Origin of the sequence: Flavobacterium arundinis, from assembly GCF_038289855.1 — a bacterium.
Taxonomy (GTDB): Bacteria; Bacteroidota; Bacteroidia; order Flavobacteriales; family Flavobacteriaceae; genus Flavobacterium; species Flavobacterium arundinis.
Genome location: NZ_JBBYHR010000001.1, coordinates 258,620 through 277,930, shown reverse-complemented (window position 1 = coordinate 277,930; position 19,311 = coordinate 258,620). Strand labels below are relative to the sequence as shown.

Here is a 19,311-nt window from a genome sequence, read left to right as displayed (position 1 = left end):
AACCGCTAATTGGGATTAATACGTATTTGGCTTACTTACGTATTTATTACCTTTTACAAAAAAGCGCCATGGCAAAAGCGCGTCTTCCTGCGCGTAGGCCACACCTACACGCGGCGTTGCAGCGATATCGTTGGGGGCATAGCGGATACCGTGGTCTTCAATCCATATTTCGTTTCCTGTCAGGTCTTTTTTATTGAAACAGCGGTCGATACCCAAGGCCTTAGCCGCAGAACCCGGACCGGAAGAGATTGCAGGCTTTGCAACACTCATGTTCCGCCGGAGCTCCATAATTGCTAAACCGGCTAATGGCTCAACAGCCCTTACTAATACCGCATGGGGCTCGCCCTCAACAGAAGTAACCACATTGAAGAGGTTATGGATTCCATAGCAAAGATAAACATAGGCTACACCACCCTGGCTGTACATAGTTTCAGTCCGGTCTGTACGCCGGCCGCCATAGGCATGCGAGGCTTTGTCCTGTATACCAAAATAGGCTTCTGTTTCTACGATAACACCTGCGGTTACTTCACCATCTGTCGCTGTGTAGAGCACTTTACCCAGCAGGTCTTGTGCCAGGAAAATCACGTCCCTGTTTAAGTAATAGGAAAAAGGTAGTTTCAAAACTGTTGATTACTGGGTTACTATCTGAGTGCAAAATTAGTTAAAGGATACCTTCATAAATCACATTTGCTGTAGTTCTGAAGGTATTATTGATGTGATCACACTAGCTTGGTGCTATATATTTTTTCCTTTTAGGCAGCGCCCTCTCGGTGAATCACTTTCATGAAGTACGATTTCAGAATGAAGGAACTGTGCGGCTGCGGCGGAATCTTCTACTTTAACAGCGCTGCGTTCAAGCATTTCCAATTCGAACCCTGCTAATACACTTTCCCTTATCCCGGCTTCCCGCCAGTTCGATAAAGGCCTGCATCCTCTTGAAATGGCCCGTGCCAAAGCCAGTGCATCCAGCAACGCCTGGTTAGCGCCCTGCCCTTTAAACGGGCTCATAGGGTGGGCGGCATCCCCGATCAGGGTTACCGGCCCCATTTTTTTTAGCAGTTCCGGATTTATCAATTCACGGTCATATACCGGGTAACCCGAAATCCGGTTTTCCGGTGTTGCTGCTAAAATTTGAGGAATAGGGTCGTGCCACTGCGTCCTGCGGCAGGCTTCTTCCTTTAGTCCCACAGGTCCCAGGGCGCTTAATGCTTTGGCCTCTTTTTCCGGCAATGGGAAACTTAGCTGCCACATTACAGAATCGGAATCATAAGGCATGATATAGATCCGCTCATTGCCATTGGCGGTTTGAAATACTGTAGCTGAATCCAGTAAAGGGCTGTTGAGGCTTGTAAGGGCATTTAACGGGCAAATACCCAGTATTACAATACAGTCAAGATAGTGTAGCGGAGTGGTATCTTCACCAACGAGTAGTTTCCGTACCGAACTGCGGATGCCATCGGCTCCCACAACAAGATCTGCCCTGAAGCTTTTTATATTTCCGTTTACCTGAAAAAGCAGTTCAATATCTTTATTTTGATTTTGGTTAAGGCCAATCAACTGATGTCCCCAGTGTACTGCATCAGTGCCGCCAAGTTGTTCAAGCAGTGCCTTCCGCAAAGATTGCCGTGCAATATGCATGTTCGAACGCTTTGGTGATTTTTGCAGGTCTGACTCCAGCCATTTCCGGCCTCCCCATTCACCGATGACATTTCCATCCGTTGTATGTACCACATGCCTGGTCGAGATTACTCCTTCTTCAAGAGAAAGGATACCCAGCCCCTTTATTGCTTTGCCAGCTTGCTGCAAAGTAAGCCCGTAGCCCTGCGACCGCGCATCGAAATTATTGTCGCGCTCATATAAAGTGAATGGTATCCCGCGGTGCAGGCAGGCAACAGCAAGGGCGACCCCGCCAATACCGCCTCCGATAATGGCCACATTAGGATAGTTTTCTTTATCTGCTGTGTGGGGGCTGGCAGAAGCAACTACCCCTGAACCCGAACATTTTGGGCAGGGATATAAATGCCCCTTAGGGCGAACCGGAGCCGGCCCTTCGCCTTTTTCAAATAATCCGAGCGCTGCCCGGTATTGATTTTGCGCCTTCTTGCTGAGCCCACGGCTTTTTTTGCCTTGTCCCTTGCATTCCGGGCACATTGTCCAGCTTGTTCCGATCTCTTCCATTTTCTTCCCTCCCTGTTTTTTTCTGCCTTACCCTGGATTCAGGTTATCCTGATACAGGCGTTACAAAACTACGCAGAATTGAAAGAGAATTCAATTGCTGGTGCTACTTTTCATAAGCTACTTCGTGGAAGGATTAATGATTTCTTAACACCTTCAATTGTAACACAATGGCTGCAAAACGACCAATCAGCTAAACCATTAATTTATTTACAGTCATGGAAAAAATATGGAAAAACAATGGTGATGGCCGATATAGCCTGTACCTTGGAGAACGCCTTGCCGGAGTACTCACCATGGATTCGTCTGCCGGGAGCAGGGCAACGGCCACCATCGAGGGGAAAACCTATACGATTAGGGTTAAAGGGTTTTGGGGATCTGAAATCCTGATAGCCGACAGCAGTGGAAAAGAAGTAATTAAGTTATCGCCGATAACGTGGTACAGCTCAAAATATCATCTGTATCACAATGGGGTAATCCTACAGCTCGAGATCCGTAATAATCCCCTGGCAGAGTTGGTTTTGTCAGATGATAGGCATGAATTGCTGTCATACGGGCTGAATAGTTCCGGTCTCGGTAGGGTAGGGGTTAAAATCGGTGGTTCCCAGAGTGAAGATATTCTCTACGATTTTCTCTTATGGTATCTTTTCATGCCGGTCGCACAGGAACAATCAGGTGAAAATCCGATTTTTACTGTGCTGTCATGACAACTGAAATTGCATAGTACCTGTATGCGTACTTTCTGTGCGTTTGACAGGCAGCATGAATAATGCAAACAAAAAAGCGTATATAAAATTTCGTAATATTTAGTTTAATTAAATTAGAAATTAATTGAACAATTTTAAGAGTAATAAGTTAGATAATAATTACTGGTGTTTGTTTACGATTATTTGGTTGTCATGATTTTTGATCAGAACCCCCATGTTTTTTTACCGCTGGTTAACTGCTAAGTAGATGTGTTTTTTTTGATTTTGAGGCTCAATGTTAAATGTTGCATTCTCTCAGTGGCAAAAGTTACTTGTGTATGTGTTGTTGTTATTTTGTTTAACTAAATTATAATTTATATTAAACAAATATGTAGCTTTGCAGCTTAGTGATAAAACAATATATGAAAGACATACACCAGGCAATAGACTGCTGTTCTGATGATACAACGATAACAGGTGAGGGCATAGTTGCTGATTACGCTACCTCAATGAGGGAAGATGCTTTTGCGGTTTCCAATGAGGAAAAGAAGGTCAGGATCGCATTGCTTTTTAAAGAAATCATGGAAGTAATCGGACTTGACCTGAGCGATGATTCCCTTCGCGGAACTCCGGAAAGGGTTGCAAAAATGTACATTGAAGAGATATTCTCAGGGCTTGACCCTGCCAATAAGCCAGCAAGCACGCTTTTTTCGAATACGTATGCCTATAATCAGATGCTCATCGAGAAGAATATTACTTTATATTCCTACTGTGAGCACCATTTTGTGCCTATTATGGGCAGGGTACATGTGGCGTACATATCTTCTGGAAAAGTCATAGGGTTATCCAAGCTCAACAGGATCGTTCAGTATTTCGGCAGGCGGCCCCAGGTTCAGGAGCGTCTTACCAACCAGATTGGCGCTGAACTTAGTGCGGTGCTTGATACCGATGATGTCGCTGTAATTGTTGAGGCAAAGCACCTTTGCGTGTGCTCGCGTGGTGTTGCTGATGACGCCTCGTCCACCACTACCGTTTATTACGGCGGGCGTTTCAGGGCTGCAGATAAGATTGCCGAGCTACACAATTATGTATTCCGCTAATTTCCTGCCGAATTAATTAACGCAGGTCTTCATTGCTACCGCTACTGAACCGCGATTGAGCTATGGTATTTTATCAGTGCCTTAGCCGCATCCTCCCCGGATAGCAGCGCGGCATTCAGGGAACCATTAGCCAGCGTATCACCTGCAAGAAAGATGCCGTCAGATGCTGTTACATTCTTAGGCCTGTACGATACATTTTTTAAATCGGGTAGCGCCTTTGGGATATGATATAGCTTCACAAGCCTGGTATTGTTAAATCCGCAGTGCTCCATGAGTTCCTGGCGTACTTTTTCAGTCAGCTCTTCATCTGCCAAAGCATGTTCTTTTACGACGGTTACCGAAAGCATCACTTCGTTATCCTCGCGGGTATCTACCCTTAGGGCATAGGAAAGGGTATTGATGATTGCGTCCGGATCCGGGATCAGCCCGATCAGCTGGCGGTTGCTCACGGGCTGCGCAGCTTTGAAGTACAATGTTGTGCATTTTTTCCACGAGATTGCTTCGCTGTGGTAACCGGACAGCAATTTGTCCGAATTCGTAGCAAGGATAATGTAATCGGCATTAATAATCTCGCCGTTTTCCAGATGGATACGCTTGTTATCCCGTTCTATTTTCACCACCCTCGTGTTTGTCCTGATTTCCGTTTTTTTCAATGGTCCGGCAAGCGCCTGCGCGACCTCGTGCATGCCATTTGCCGGTAGCGCTGCTTTTCCGAGGCTAAACATTTTGTATATGAATTCGAACATCCTCGAAGAAGTGGAAAGCTTGTCTTCCAGATAAATGCCTGTGAAGAATGGCATGAAAAATTTCTCAATTATAACAGGGCTGAAGCCATACGCTCTTAGGTATTCCAGGGTTGATATCTCGGGGGCGGCAAATATCGCATCAAGAGTCTTTGCTTTAAGCTGCCGTGTAAGGCGGTACACCAGAAATTTATCCTTTACGGAAGCAGCAGGCGACAGTAAAGTTTTCAGCAGCATTGACGGCTGCCTTAAAGGATCTCCCAATACCGATTGCCTGCCGCCGCTAAAAATTACAGCGCCTGGCTGGAAACAGACAAGATTCAGGCTGGGGAGGTCTACATATTTGTTAACAGCAGGATAAGCAGTCAAAAGCACCTGAAAACCATGGTCAAGAGCATATCCTTCGATGACGTCGGTCTGCAGGCGTCCCCCAATTTTTTTCTCAGCTTCCAATACCGTAGCAGAATAGCCATTAGCTTCAAGAAACCTCGCCGCAGCCAGGCCGCCTGCACCCGCGCCAATGATATATACAGATGGATTTTGTATCATATTTGTTTAATTTAAATCGGTAATCGTGAAACAAAATTACGATTTTAAACCGTACAGTACCTATCAAAAAGCCCACGATACTTCAATATAAGATATCGCAGTTGTAATGATAATTTTAGTTGTCTCCAGGCTATAGAAATTACAGTTTTTAAAATCGCCCTGATCCCGGTATAAAAGTGCACACAGGCTATAACACGAACCGGCAATCAATACACCTTATTAATACAGAGGCCGGCAATATGAGAATTTTGTTTCCATTTCCTACAAATATTTAAGTTTAGATTTATTTTTTTTTAATAGGAATTTAATTATTAATTAAATCTTAAGAATCGTCCTAGCCTAGGATATTCAATCATTTCTGTTTGAACGAAATTTACCAATGAAACACACCTCACACTATGACTAAGTTAGCAACAAGATTTCCTCAATTTCTGCATTCAGAAGTTCCTGAAAGAAACAGGTACAGTCCCGGCGACCATTATTCATTTCATAAATATGAAAACAAGCACATTCCTGAATATTTATGCTGGAGTTATAATGTTCTGGACAATAGCCTGAAATTTATAGGCAATCCTCACAGCTTTTCCAGTTTAAGATGTTATACTGCATCAGCCTTCCTGAAAAAAATAAAATCCTGTTTCCGCTCACAATTTATAGATGCGGCCAAAGGTTTTTATTCAATGCTCACGAACGGTATCGTTTTAAAGGAGGGCGTTTATTTGTCTGTAGTAGTCCCTTTAAAATTTCCCCAGGGAATTTTTTGGCTCTGTAAGGTAACTATAATACCGGTATTTAAACTAAAAGAGATATTTGAATTTGTAGTAATAGTCATACCAATTAAGGACTACTATAATTCCAATATAACCTTTTCCATATTTGAAGATGGTGTCAAAGATATTTTACTCACTAACCATTTAAAGAAATATATAAATCCTCCCAATATCAATCTTACAAAAAAGCAGCAATTTGTACTGGAAGCATTGTGTAAAGGCAAGCAGGCAAATGAAATTGCTGAGCAGTTGGGCGTTGTTATAGATTCCATTTACAAGATAAACAGAAGGCTCTTAGAAAAGATATCCGATTTTTTCGAACTCGACTTCAAGGATGCAAAGGAAGCAAGTGAGTATTACTATAACTCCTTTAATTAAACATGCCTCAAAACCACCTGCAGCATTGAGACAATTTTTCTTATTGCATCATTGAATATAGGCAGTGCTCCATAAGTGGTATAGTAGCTTTTCCTGATAAAGCAATAGCCGTGAAAATGCAGACCATAAACTCCTAATAATTTTACATATGAATTTAAAAACCAAATTCTTTTTTGCCCGGGTATTGCTTTTTGTCTCCGGGCTGACTTATGCTCAGTTTGATGATGGGCCCGACCCTCCGCCGCCGGGAGATGAACCGCCGGCTCCTATTGACGGTTACCAGGTATACTTAGTGCTGCTTGGATTCTTACTTGCCTATTTTATTATAAAAAAAAATGGGCTGCTTCATAAAAAATCAGTGAACCTTTAACCTATTTTATTTTGAAGATATTTATTTTACAAAAAGGGATTTTCAGGTTTGGATCAGTATTTTCACTAATGCTCTTCAACACGCTGATGTATTCCCAGGTTCAAAATAACGGCAACATTTATATTGCCGCAAATGCATCGTTGTATGTTAAATCGGGGACCTATAATTTCGGGGCTTATCCTGCCACCACGGCTACATTTAAAAATAGCGCTTCGTATGGTAAACTCTTTTTTGCCGAGGGCGTTTTGGTTACCGGTGTGTCAAATAATCATTATACCGATGGATATGCTGCTTATGATGGCACTACTGCTTTTCTTTTCCCGATAGGGGCATCCGGCATATATGCGCCTACAGAGGTTACCCCGGGAAGCGCAGGGACTACGGCTGCGGCCTATTACCGTGCCGATCCGGCTATTATAGGTACATCCAAAAGCGATGAGTTAGTGGCTATATCATCAACCGAATTCTGGGATGTAAAGGGTCTGTCAGTTGCTTCAATATCCCTTACATGGCGCACAACCAGTGGCATAAGTGTCCTTACGGACAATGAACTGAACAATCTTGTAGTGGCTGGCTTTAACAACACTACTTCAAAATGGGAAGTTTTATCCTCGTTTGCAGATTATATGTCTGTTTTGGGCAATTTAAGCACGTTTTCTACAGGTTCGGCAACGGCAGGAAATGTAGACCTAAATGTGTACAGCTATGTTACTTTCGGGGCAATAAAAGACGGCTGCGCACCACTTGTAGCGTCCTCCGGCTTTACAAGGACATGGGATGGTTCTTCCTGGTCGCCTTCGGCTCCCACACTACAAGACCCTGCAATTATCAATGGGCCTTATAACGGAAGCCTTAGCTGTAATTCGCTGCAACTAAATGCCGATATTACCCTTTCAGACGGGGAATACCTGGAAATAGTACACGGCTGTACCGGCAGCGGGGAAGTTATAATGGAAGGTGAAGCCTCTGTCGTACAGCGCAATACTACTGCTGCAGCGCCAAAAATAGCGCTGACAAAAACTACAAGGCCCAAACGCCGTTTTGATTATGTATACTGGGGTACCCCGATAGCCGAAGATTTTTATGGCCAGCTTAGTAATGCCATAGCACAGGGTCAGGCCACGGCAGGCGCATTCGACCAGAAATATAAGTATGTTACCGGAGCAGGGGGAGGGTGGCAGGCACTTACCGCCATAACTAATGGCAAGGGATTTATTACCCGCGTAAAACAGCAGGCGCCGTTTATCGATGCTGTTGCAGAGGAAGTAATAGACCTTCCTGTAACAGGCATAGCGAATAATGGAGATGTAACCGTTAGTGTTGCGAATAATCCTGCTTCGCCAAATGGTGGTACGAGTTATGAATTGCTGGCCAACCCCTATCCGAGTGCCATTGATGCAGCTAAATTCCTCCGGGCAAATACCTCGCTTGACGGTACACTTTATTTTTGGACGGCTGCTTCTTCTAATAATGGTTCGGCAAATTATGCACAGGCAGATTATGCGGTGTGGAACCTTGCGGGTACAGTAGTTACTTCGCCATCTTCGCAGCTGCCTACCGGAAAGATAGCCTCTGCGCAGGGATTCAGGGTAAAAGCTTTGGGCAATGGCACAGTAACCTATACAAACTGTATGCGTATTACTAACGGGAATGACAATTTCTTCAGGATGAGCGCCGAAGATGCTCAGGAACGCGACAGGTTTAAGCTTACCATGACCGGAACTAACGGTGTGTTCAGCCAGATACAGATAGGCTATTTTGAAGAGGCCACAATGGGCTATGACAGGCTTTATGACGCCGGGCGTAACAGTGTAAGCACATCGCAATTGTACAGCTTTATAGATACCCAAAAATTATCGATCAACACACGCCCCGTTTTTGAAATTTCCGATGTGGTGCCTATCGGTGTATCCAAAGGCGCTGATGATGAGGGAGAATTCACTATTTCAATCAGTCAGAAGGAGGGAATATTCAACGACAGCGATGTCACCGTATACTTATACGACAGCGAGTACGGTGTATACCGCGACCTCTCAGTCCAGCCTTATACGTTTTCTGTAGAAGAAGCTGCCCAAAATGACAGGTTTTTTGTGGTATACCAGCAGCCCCTTGATAATAATGGCATAAGCCAAACCACAGCTATGGCCTACATCAAAAGCGGACAGTTGAGCGTAAAGGCCAATAGCGACCTGAAGAGTGTCGAAATATATGACCTGGCCGGGAGGCTGATAGAAGCCTACTACAACCTTGAAGGAACGGAACTTACAAAAGCATTTAGCCATGAAGAAGCAGTATACATGGCAAAAATAACGCTTTCCAACGGCACTGTTGCAGGCGCTAAACTTATTAATATAAAATAATTCTTATCCAGAAAATTAACCATAAAACATTCAAAATGAATAAAATAAAACTTCTTTTAATAGCCACTTTTGCCCTGGCGGCCTATACCGCCACGGCACAGGTAAAAGTAGGAGATAATGTCACCGATGTTGATGATAACGCAGTTTTCGAAATGGAAAGTACTGCCAAAGGTATGCTCCTTCCCCGGATGACAGCCGCACAACGCGATGCGATTGCTACCCCTACAAACAGTATGCTTATTTATAACACAACCGAAAATTGCATTAATATTTACAATATCTCGGAAACCAGGTGGAAGTCTATATGCGGGGAAAATGCCGACGGTAGCGCTGAATATGTAACAGATTGTTCGTCACTAAGTGTGTCGGGTACTTATTTTACAGGAGTAGAACTTGACCCCGACGCTAATTACCTCACGGTAAACCTCGACGTAACAGAAGCAGGCTCTTATGAGATACTTGTAAATGCTGCCGGTATGTATTTTGCCGATTCCGGTATTTTTACAACGACCGGCACACAAACCGTTAAGCTGGCAGGATCAGGATATCCGCTCATTTCCGGGCAAAACTTTGCAACCTTTAATTTTGGGTCTACCCTTTGTTCTACGGTAATCAGTGTTCAGAATGGTGTTGCAATTGTTTCGTCATGTGGTACTGAAGGCGTACTTACCGGAAATATTTATGCCAATACCGCTATAGACCCGGGAACAGTATATAAGTCATATACAGCAGGCCCTGCCTATGCAGGCGGAAGTATTTATGGTATTACTTCAGCACCGGCAAACGGTATTAAAATATCATCTCCAGTTAATGGTACCTTCACGTCTTCGGGACAGCCTATTGACTATGTAATTTCGGGAACACCTGTAATACCGCAAAACACTACCCTTAGCTATTCTGTAAACGGGTTTGCCTGTTCATTTATAGTACCGGTACAAAGCGGTACCGGACGCGCATCTGCCGTTAACTGTGGTGGAACCCTCAGTGGAGTATATCAGTTGGGTACAGCAATGGGCAGTACTAACACTAAGGTAGTTACACTTACTGTGTCTACAGTCGGAACTTTTTATGTAAGGACAAATACGGTAAATGGCATATATTTTTCCGGCACGGCTACAGCCACTGCAACGGGTGCGTTGAACGTTACCCTGACGGCAAGTGGCACCCCTACTGACGTAACTACCGCTAATTATACCGTTTCTGTAAGCAGCAGCGCTACAGCATTTGCTACATGTACGTTTGCGGTAACAGTGAGCACACCAGCGTCGGTACCAGCTTTTAATACCGTTAGCTGTACTGCATTGAGCAATTCAGCATCTTTCATCAAGGCCAATAATACCGGAGCCTCAGATTATTTTGGAGGCTATAACGACTCTGCAAACCAGTACTATGCGCAGTCTTCAAAAATATCTAAAGACGGCCTTACCCTGGCAGTGGGCGCAACGCACGAAGATGGCAGCCTGGCCGGAGGAAATATAAACTCTACCAATAATAACAGCCTTGCTAATGCCGGGGCCGTTTATATCTATACAAGGACTTCGGCTACAACAGCCTGGGCGTTTCAGGCAAAGCTGAAGCCTACCCAACTTGAAGCCAGCGACGTTTTTGGGAATGCAGTAGATATCAGTGCCGATGGTAACACTATCGTTGTAGGCAGCATGCTTGAAGATGGCAGTGGCACCGGTGTAAACCCTGCACACAACAACTCGGCCTCAAACTCTGGGGCAGCCTATGTTTTTGTGAGGTCAGGCACCACATGGTCACAGCAGGCTTACCTTAAATCGATGGCTGCTACAAAAAATACTGACCAATTTGGCGCGTCGGTAACTATAAGCGGAGATGGCAATACTGTGGCTGTGGGGGCAACTTATGAAGACGGCGGCAATGTCGGTATAAACCCGGTAGAAACAGAAACTAAATCGGCATCGGGCGCTGTATATGTTTATAAAAGAAGCGGTACTACCTGGAGCTATAATACCTACATGAAAGCCCATGTTACTGATGCAAGTGATTGGTTCGGCAACGCTGTGGCACTCAATTCAGATGGTACTACCTTAGCTGTGGGAGCGATGTATGAGGACGGAAGTAATGTAGGCATAAATCCTTTGGCTAACAATTCATCAACCAATGCCGGTGCAGTATATGTATTTGTTTATTCAGGTTCTGCCTGGTCACAGCAAGCTTATATAAAAACTTCCGGTATAACAGCATCTGACTTTTTTGGTATCTCGGTTGACCTTGATAATACAGGTAACAAACTTGTAGTGGGTGCATCTGGCCAGGATAGCAATGGCACTGGTGTTAACTCAGCGGTAAACACCAGCGCTGCAAATTCAGGCGCAGCATATGTTTATTCCAGAACAGGGTCAACATGGTCTTCGCAGGCAATGCTTAAGGCCTCAAATACTTCGGCAAATGATGCCTTTGGCTTTTCAGTAGCAATGTCTGGCGATGGTAACGCTATAGCAGTTGGTGCACATTTTGAAGATGGCAGCCTTGGCTGTATTAACGGCACAGATAATGCAGGTACAGCCGACTCGGGCGCCGCTTACTCATTTAACTATGTGGGTTCATCGTGGCAACCTTCATTTAAATTTAAAATGCCAACGGCAATTGGTCTAAATGCATCGGATTATTTTGGACATACCGTTTCTCTTGATAATACAGGGAACACAGTGGTTATTGCCGCAAACCGTGAAGACGGCAGTGGTACAGGCATAAACCCTGCAACCAACAACAGTGCCGCCGATGCGGGATGTGTTGTTGTGTACACAAAATAAAAATTAATTTGGCTCTCTTTACATTTTGTAATGTTTAGTGTAGTTGATTTAGTTGGGCAGGAGCCGTCTAAAAAGTATTTTTTAGGCGGTTCTTTTTTTATGCAGCAAAACAGGGTTACAATGAAACAAGAATGGTCGACCCTCCAATACGCTGCACCTGTCGGCGTCGTTACAATCGCTGACAACAGATGAACGCATTGAAAAGCATTGTTTTTCTTTACCAAATCAACTAATTCGCTGTTTTTATTTTAGTCCAATTACTTTGAGTTCTTTGTTTGTAGTAATAATCAAATTTTCCTGGTTTTCGTCTACATACAATTCTTTGATTTCCGCCAATAATTCCAGTTGTAATTCCCGGGTTACCGCTTTTGCCGGGGTATTGATAAACAATAGTGTTTTCCCTTTTCCGACAACAATTGTCTTTTGGCCTGTAATTGTTATATCACTGTGGTCAAATTTTGATTTATATTGTGAGATGTCGATTTGCCACAATCTATTCAACTCGTCTTTCTCAAAAGAATAATATTCTAATACATCAGGAAATGAAACGGCAAATTCATTTCCCAGAAAGCCAAAGCCACTTGAACTATTATCCCAGTCTTTGAAAAACGTATGGATATATGATAATTTTAAATCGTCGTCCATTTTGTACAGATCATAGAATGTTTCCTGATCGTAGCTTAAAAAGGAAACCAAACGCCCGTCCTGATTTACTTTTGGGAGCATAATACCATTCTCTGCTTCTGATTTACTGATAACTGTATAGTTTTCTGAAAGCAGGACTAATTCCCCACCTTGAGAACTACTCATAAAAACTTTCTTTGATGGCAGGTATTCGATATTATTCAGGATTAAGTTGTGTTCGAGTTCTATCGAATCGATCAGCTGAAAGGTATCCTGTTCAATCAGCAGTAATTTATTATCATCAGTGGGGAATAGTATGCGTCCGTTTTTATCAAAGCTAAAATTCCTGATGTATGAAATGTTGATTGATGCAACCCGCTCTGTTATTAATTCTCCACTTTGCAATAGGTATTTTACAAGTTTGGCACTCCTGGTCAAGCCGATAAAACAGTCCGGATTTGTAGGGCTTTGTTTAAGAAAAATGATCGTTTCAAACTCATAATCAGCTATGGCAATATTTTCAATCCCGACTGAAATTAATTCTGTATAGTTTTCCTTAAAATGTTTCAGGATATTTTCTCTTCGACCCTGTTTAGCTAAATTGTAAGGTGTTCGTCGGCTGCTGTCTCTTTTCCAGGGACATCCGTTTTTGTAAGCGAAGTCAAAAACTTCGGGAAGGTCAAGCCAGGCGAGGTTATGAAGGAGATTGCTGTTGTTCTTATCGCATCCATCTATTTGAATCTGGTGATTAAGATACATCTTTACGCATTCGATACTATTGCACACTAAGTATTGAGGTTCCTTGTTGTCAATTTTTGCGCCATTGGATAACAATAAGTCCACGACATCCGGTTTGTTTGTCCTTGTTGCGAAATAAAGCTCTCTATCGTCCATTGTGGCTCCATTTTCGAGCAGGTATTTTGCGATCTCTAAATTGTCGGCCCAGCAGAGCGGTGTCGCATAGACTCCACTTCTTTCGGCGTTTACGTTAGCTCCTTTTTCGACTAAAAATTGCACCATTTCAAAGTTTCCGCTTAAAGAAGCAATATGTAAAGGCGTATCGTCCATCCAGCCTTTAAGAAATATTTCGGACGGATTTTGCCCTAAATGTTTTTTAGCGTCTTCATTGTTCCCCTCTCTGATCAGAGTGAAAATTTTTGGCTCTTTTGTATGGTCTTTTTGGTAAATGTTCATTTCGGAAGTGTCGTTCTAAAATTGGCGTAACGTTTTGCGGTTTATTGTTCAAATTCGGTAAAATCGTTTTATAATCTGCTAAATACTGTATTCGTTATGGATTGTTTATTAGTTCTGTATAGGTTCCCATGGTTAATAGTAATCTGTTTGTACATTTTATTTTGAAGGTGTGTAAAGTGGAAATGTTGAAACTGGCAGCCATTTGCGGATCATTCGTTAACTCCTTGAATGACAGATTTCAATGGTATACCAGTTGACCGATATCAGATATTGGTACTGCTTATTGGAAATAAAATATTCCATCCCGAAGCAATGCTCAAGTAAGTTACACAGTTCACGGCCATTGTGTAATACGAAAATCCAACCCTTATGAATTTCATCCTGTTCGAAAAATAAATAAACGGGTTCCTCTTCGAAATCTTTTGTAAAAGAAAATTCATTTTCTTCCGTACTGAATTTAATGGATCTTTGTGAGTCAATCGCCAAATGCCCGGTGGTTTTGTTGGGTTGGAATTTTTTTAGTATTGCATCAATTATTTTTGCGCCTTCATTTGTATCTAAAATTTCATAGGATAAGCCAAGTTGTTTCGCACCGTGTTCCAGTTCCGTAATTTTATTTCGTTGATTCAATAAACTTTGCTGGTAGTCATTCAGGTCTTTGTACCCGGTTTGCGCTATAACCATTATTTCCTTGGCCTCGTTCAAAGTGAGCTCAGGAAATAGTTCGCGCAATTTGATTATTGCGTTTATCGGACTATTATTTTCAGATAACTCTTTAAAGATCGTAAAGACATCTTTTCCGGCATTTTCGGGTTTCAGGTACTGGTCTTTGTGCATTTAATTAACTTTCAGTTCCCCGGATTGGGATATTTTTTGATTCATTCGATGATACTTTCTGTTTGAAAGTCAGCTGACTGCCCTAATTTCATTTTGAAACTGTCCTGGGTCTCGCAGCTGATTTCATCGGCTAGTCTGATAAAAAACAGTTGCTTCTCCCTTGATTTTAATACAACACCAAGGATGTACATTTTATCCTTGTCCCAAAACAATTCGATACGATCAACTTTAAAATCTTCAACGGTTAAGATAGCATTATACAAAACACCCGTAATTTCATATTCGCCATCGATTACGATATCGTTCGTACTGATAATCGTTTGGACATAAATCCCTGTCTGATTCGTGTATATTTGATAGGAAACACTGTTACTACCAAGCAGGATACTATCAGTCAGGCTTGTTTGTTCTTTACTTTCTGCAATTACTATTTTATTTAAACCCGTGATTTTCTTTCCTAACAATTCGCTGATGTGATGCATTTTGTTCGATTTTTTTTCAAGCTGTGCTTTTATAATAGTGCCTATCGACTGGTGCTGTTTAATTCTGTACCATTACTTAAGTGTCGTTATATTTATGGGCTTTAGTAACAAAATCAGTCACGAATTATTGTCGAAAGGGTTTTCCATAATTAAAAAGTTAGCATTGCGAAATCAATTTTGCGGTTTTACCTTCCTTGCAATCGAATAAATAGCCACAACCACCTCCAAAATTCATCGCTGAATCATTATCGTCCTCCAGTTGGGCTACGAAGCGCATCTTTTTGTTGCAGCAATCGCATGTGGGTGTGTCGTCGTCCTGTATCCAATAGGGGCGCCCGTTTTGCTGTCCCAGTACGGTTTTGTGGTTGGCTGCCCATTTTAGGCGTGCCGATTCATAATCGTTAGTGTCGACCTCTGTTACGGCAACACTGGTTTCGGTTTTCCTCAAGGCGATGTCGGGATCTGCGGGTGTCACAAATTCCAGGTTTTCGGAATCTACTATGATTATTTCGACGTCGCCCCAGTGGGCACAATTGTACATAAAAATCTGCTCGTATCCGATGTCTGTCTTTATTTTACCCTGGTATTGAAGTTCAGCCCCGCAATCACATTTTGGCCACGCAAACGGGGTTCCGGTTTCGCGAACCGGGTATCCGCCAAAGCTGGTTTCATGAAGGCTGCCTTTTACTTCATCCTGTATCAGCAGTTTCATTCCGTACCCGTTTTTGCGTTTCATTTCTATGTCAGCTTCGGTAAGGGGTTTGGAGAGTAGTCCTAAATTTTCCTTCAGGTTTACTTTTTGGATGTTATCAAGGCTTTCTGCACCGCCGTGAATCAATGCCGGTACGAAAGTAAGGCATTCGTCAATCCCTAACGGCCCATATTTTTCGAGCGCTGGAAACTCGAAGTGTCCATAGCCCTCACTTTCCATGTTGGCCCTGTTTCCTGCCAGGCGTTTGAAAAACATAGAGAATTCATCGTCAATGTAGCTGTATTGCTCTGTATGGATATTGTAAAAGGCCAGGCAATTTTCGCCGTCTACTTCTCCTATTAAATAAAAATTACCCATCGCCGACTTTGCAAATGGCATGATCGGGCTGTTGCTTAGCTTTGTAAATTTTCCAAGAAGTTCTTCATAATCAGTTGGATCTATTAGAGAAAATACCCCGCCGTTAAAAACTGCCTGGCCATAATGTTCTAAATACTCCAGCAAAAGATCACTGTCCTCAAAATGGCTTAATTGTTCTGCATACTTTGTTTTCACAACGGAGAGGTCTATTTTTCCAAATGTTTCGGGTTCTCCCAATCTGGCTTTAAAACTTTCGTGTATCATCATTTTATGTTTTGGTATCGGTCTGTTCAACAATCTGTTTTATCAATTCGTAATATTTGGGGTCTGATTTCCTTTTGAATGTTGTCAGTTTCTTTGCTTAAAAGTGGCATTTCCTGAACTAAATCTTCCAAAAATCCTCCCACCGTACAACCACAAAATCGTATCGTGCTATATTTTCGATGGCAGCATTTACATCGTAGCCCGGCGCAAAGCCATAACTGCAGGATATAGAATGCTTATTATTTTCCGGATTGGGCTCTTTTTTAAAAATAGGTGTATAATACATGGCTGATGAATGGACTATATGATCCAGCCATATTTTATTCAATATTTCAAAGCCTGTCCTGAAATCTTCGTCACTGATATCTTTTTCATCAGGAAATTTAGGGCCTTGGGATTCCAGGGATAAATCGTAAATGTAGAACGGAGATTCATAAACGGTTTTTGAGATGTCCATTTCCAGTTTGCCAAATCTTTCTTCAAATTCATTCAGGGAAAAAACAAGGATCCTTTTTGTTTCCGTGTCAAACGGAACCGGCTCTGAAACAGAAACTTCGTTATTATGTTTACTATGCCTGTCGCCAGTTTCAACGCCTCTGTCCTTTAACTGCTGTAAAATTCCGTCCTCGTCGTCATCAATAAATTCGGGTGCTGCCTTTTCCAGGTTTTTGCAGAGCAATAACGGCGCATAGTCCAGTCCGTCATCGGTAATCATACTGATGGGCTCGAAAATTTTGAGGTTAGTCAGGAGTTCAATTCCTTCGAGCGATTTGATGTCAAACTGATTGTCTTCGCCATCCCATTCGTTGAATAGGTATTGGTAGCAAAGATCACCGCCATCAGGGTATAAGCCCTCAATTTCATCGAGATAGTTCTGGTCGATTTCCAGATTGGTATAAAATTCTAAAACGGCCGGAATGGGTTTGTGGCTTTGGTCCCAGTCGGCATTCTCGTTTTGGATGCGCTCCGCTTCCTCAACGTAATACCCAAGTTCATGCAATGCCCCGATTATTGAGATTTTGAAGTTTACATCCCTGAACTGCCTGTTTACGGTCTTACGATTATTTTCGCCTATCGGCTCTTTCGTATCGTTGTTGTTTGGCGGGGTACTTAAAAGTTTTTTTATGGCAGTAACATTGTCGTGAAAGTCAGGAGAAGCCCAGCCGACCGTTAATCCGGCATCTGCTGCCTTTTCCATCCAGTTTTCAAGGCTGTCGGCAGCCTTCACCATATGCCGTTCAGGAAATAACTCCAGACGCATGATTGCTGATTGGTTTACATCCGTTTCACCTAATGCCATTACATAGTAAAAAGGCGAATAGTTGTTTTCAATCCATTCAAATTCGAGCGACAGGAATTTTTCGTCGATATTGAGGTTGGTCTGGTCGGCAGGACGGAACGCGTGCAGGTATTCAATTGCAGGAATGTTGATGCCCACTTCAAGGTTGCGATCATGTTTGAATGATGCGTATAGGTGGCAGCCGTTCATTACCGCGTAAAATTCTAATAATTCGGTTGGGATCTCGCCTTTGTAGTCGTCGAGAACGGCTGCACTTGCGGGCTGTCCAAGATCTATGGAGTGAATTTCGATATCGCTGCGTTCGCTTAGCTTATTGATAAAATCTTTGAAAGCGGTTGTATTCATGGTTAATTGTTTGGGTTTTGTAAAGTTTGTTTGTAGTGGTTTTGGTGATAAGACCATTCTTTTTCCGGAAATAATACCCGAAGTTGTTGGATAGCAATACGCATGTTTTTCAACGCATGTTCGGGATGGGAAAAATTTTCATCCGGATCAACAAAAACAGTTTTTATTGCCATCGGCTAATAATAAATTTTAGTTAATTCCACTTCTTCGCCCAACTGCTTCGAAAGCATTGTCCTGAACTTATTTACTGTGGTTTCTGAGGTCATTCCGGCTTGCACACTGACGAAAAATTTTTCATCCTGAAGCGTGAGTTTCAACATGTCTGATAATGAATTCTGGAAAGAGTAGGGGCGTTTAATGTAAATCCATCCGTCAAATCGAGGCGTTGTTTCCATCGCGGTCAGTAAACTTTGGCTGGAATCTATTTCCCGGCTGATCTTGTTTGCGATTTCGGTTACCGGTATGCCGGTTTGGTTCATGACCGGTAGTACCGCACCGGCTTTTCCCCAGATGGTGTAACTCCCGCGTTTCTCCCGGAACGCCTCAGTATTGGCAATCGACAAACAGATGCGCTTCATTATTTCTGTAGACTGTTCAATATTGGTCGCGGTAAAATCGAGCCTGTTGCATCCCTGGGCAAGATAGGATTGGGTGAATTGAAAGTCCTTGTTTTTGTCGCTTTCGGCGTTATGGATTGTGATGCCTTTATCTCCTTTTCTCCAGCTTGATTTTGTTCCGTCGGAAATGCAGATTTCCGCCTTGGCATCCAAACCCAAAACGGCAAAACAATCGTTAAAGAGATTGATCATATACCCGAAATATTCTTTTTCCTGCGTTTTGTTCTTTGGCTTCGGGATGCTTCCCCTAAATGAAATTCCTATGTGGTTCTTTCTTTTGACCAAAGTAAGTTCTCCAAACGGGTTGTCGTAATTAAGATCAGGATTGTTGTACATGGTCAGATTGACCAGTTCTGCATCCTGAATATCTAACAGTTTAAAATAACCTGCGAGATCACGCTGTTCGGTTATTTCAATTTTGCCTTCAGCTGAAATTTCAATGTCGGTGGGATTCTCAAGTTTGCTTAGGAATGCTGCTGCCTGAATTGCCTGTTTTGCCTTAAAAGTAAATTTGTAATCATCATTGCAATCCAATGCACTGGAGACGCGATTGAATTTTTCAATAATTTCCTTTCTCGATTCTGTTTTGAAATTGAAAGCGTATTCTCCCATAGATATTAATTGGTGTTTTTTTGATTGTTTAGCTTATTAGCTGATATATTTTATTC

The 19,311-nt window shown here is 42.6% G+C and carries 16 protein-coding genes; 6 read left to right on the top strand and 10 right to left on the bottom strand.

The window, feature by feature from the left end; genetic code table 11:
- Nucleotides 1-15: 15 nt before the first annotated feature.
- Together AAEO56_RS01215 and AAEO56_RS01210 are read right to left on the bottom strand one after the other, a co-directional pair.
- Nucleotides 16-621: a DNA-3-methyladenine glycosylase gene (locus tag AAEO56_RS01215; RefSeq protein WP_341695190.1), complete on the bottom strand. Its 606-nt coding sequence runs from the start codon at nt 619-621 to the stop codon at nt 16-18.
- A 114-nt stretch (nt 622-735) separates the two neighbouring features.
- Nucleotides 736-2,178 carry an FAD-dependent oxidoreductase gene (locus AAEO56_RS01210; RefSeq protein ID WP_341695189.1) on the bottom strand — a complete coding sequence of 481 codons (1,443 nt, stop codon included), beginning with the start codon at nt 2,176-2,178 and terminating at the stop codon, nt 736-738.
- Nucleotides 2,179-2,393: 215 nt separating this feature from the next.
- On the opposite strand from AAEO56_RS01210, the gene AAEO56_RS01205 reads away from it, so the two are divergent.
- Together AAEO56_RS01205 and folE are read left to right on the top strand one after the other, a co-directional pair.
- Entirely contained in the window at nt 2,394-2,882 is a 489-nt protein-coding gene (locus AAEO56_RS01205; RefSeq protein ID WP_341695188.1) for a hypothetical protein, read from the top strand.
- A gap of 401 nt (nt 2,883-3,283) precedes the next feature.
- A complete protein-coding gene (gene folE, locus AAEO56_RS01200; protein WP_341695187.1) occupies nt 3,284-3,961 on the top strand; it encodes a GTP cyclohydrolase I FolE in 678 nt (225 codons plus the stop codon).
- 41 nt (nt 3,962-4,002) lie between these two features.
- On the opposite strand, the gene AAEO56_RS01195 is transcribed toward folE, so the two are convergent.
- Complete coding sequence (locus AAEO56_RS01195; RefSeq protein ID WP_341695186.1) at nt 4,003-5,253, bottom strand: NAD(P)/FAD-dependent oxidoreductase; 1,251 nt, start codon at nt 5,251-5,253, stop codon at nt 4,003-4,005.
- Between the two features lie 398 nt (nt 5,254-5,651).
- Between AAEO56_RS01195 and AAEO56_RS01190 the strand changes: the two genes are divergently transcribed.
- The 4 genes from AAEO56_RS01190 to AAEO56_RS01175 all read left to right on the top strand — a co-directional run bounded on the left by AAEO56_RS01190 (nt 5,652) and on the right by AAEO56_RS01175 (nt 11,911).
- The gene (locus tag AAEO56_RS01190) at nt 5,652-6,401 is read left to right on the top strand and encodes a hypothetical protein (RefSeq protein ID WP_341695185.1); all 750 of its coding nucleotides are present in this window, start codon (nt 5,652-5,654) and stop codon (nt 6,399-6,401) included.
- A 148-nt stretch (nt 6,402-6,549) separates the two neighbouring features.
- Nucleotides 6,550-6,771, top strand: coding sequence for a hypothetical protein (locus AAEO56_RS01185; protein ID WP_341695184.1), 222 nt, complete (start codon nt 6,550-6,552; stop codon nt 6,769-6,771).
- A gap of 11 nt (nt 6,772-6,782) precedes the next feature.
- Nucleotides 6,783-9,131 carry a hypothetical protein gene (locus AAEO56_RS01180; RefSeq protein ID WP_341695183.1) on the top strand — a complete coding sequence of 783 codons (2,349 nt, stop codon included), beginning with the start codon at nt 6,783-6,785 and terminating at the stop codon, nt 9,129-9,131.
- Nucleotides 9,132-9,166: 35 nt separating this feature from the next.
- Entirely contained in the window at nt 9,167-11,911 is a 2,745-nt protein-coding gene (locus AAEO56_RS01175) for a hypothetical protein (protein ID WP_341695182.1), read from the top strand.
- A gap of 243 nt (nt 11,912-12,154) precedes the next feature.
- Here the strand turns inward: AAEO56_RS01175 and AAEO56_RS01170 are convergent, their stop codons facing one another.
- The 7 genes from AAEO56_RS01170 to AAEO56_RS01140 all read right to left on the bottom strand — a co-directional run bounded on the left by AAEO56_RS01170 (nt 12,155) and on the right by AAEO56_RS01140 (nt 19,255).
- Nucleotides 12,155-13,729, bottom strand: coding sequence for an ankyrin repeat domain-containing protein (locus tag AAEO56_RS01170; RefSeq protein ID WP_341695181.1), 1,575 nt, complete (start codon nt 13,727-13,729; stop codon nt 12,155-12,157).
- 216 nt (nt 13,730-13,945) lie between these two features.
- Nucleotides 13,946-14,566 carry a hypothetical protein gene (locus AAEO56_RS01165; protein WP_341695180.1) on the bottom strand — a complete coding sequence of 207 codons (621 nt, stop codon included), beginning with the start codon at nt 14,564-14,566 and terminating at the stop codon, nt 13,946-13,948.
- 41 nt (nt 14,567-14,607) lie between these two features.
- Nucleotides 14,608-15,048 (bottom strand): hypothetical protein, encoded by a 441-nt coding sequence (locus AAEO56_RS01160; RefSeq protein WP_341695179.1) that lies wholly within the window; start codon nt 15,046-15,048, stop codon nt 14,608-14,610.
- A gap of 157 nt (nt 15,049-15,205) precedes the next feature.
- Nucleotides 15,206-16,384, bottom strand: coding sequence for a T6SS immunity protein Tdi1 domain-containing protein (locus AAEO56_RS01155; protein WP_341695178.1), 1,179 nt, complete (start codon nt 16,382-16,384; stop codon nt 15,206-15,208).
- Nucleotides 16,385-16,499: 115 nt separating this feature from the next.
- Nucleotides 16,500-18,026, bottom strand: coding sequence for a DUF6892 domain-containing protein (locus AAEO56_RS01150; protein WP_341695177.1), 1,527 nt, complete (start codon nt 18,024-18,026; stop codon nt 16,500-16,502).
- Nucleotides 18,027-18,028: 2 nt separating this feature from the next.
- Nucleotides 18,029-18,199 carry a hypothetical protein gene (locus AAEO56_RS01145; protein ID WP_341695176.1) on the bottom strand — a complete coding sequence of 57 codons (171 nt, stop codon included), beginning with the start codon at nt 18,197-18,199 and terminating at the stop codon, nt 18,029-18,031.
- A 3-nt stretch (nt 18,200-18,202) separates the two neighbouring features.
- Entirely contained in the window at nt 18,203-19,255 is a 1,053-nt protein-coding gene (locus tag AAEO56_RS01140) for a hypothetical protein (protein WP_341695175.1), read from the bottom strand.
- Nucleotides 19,256-19,311: the final 56 nt, after the last annotated feature.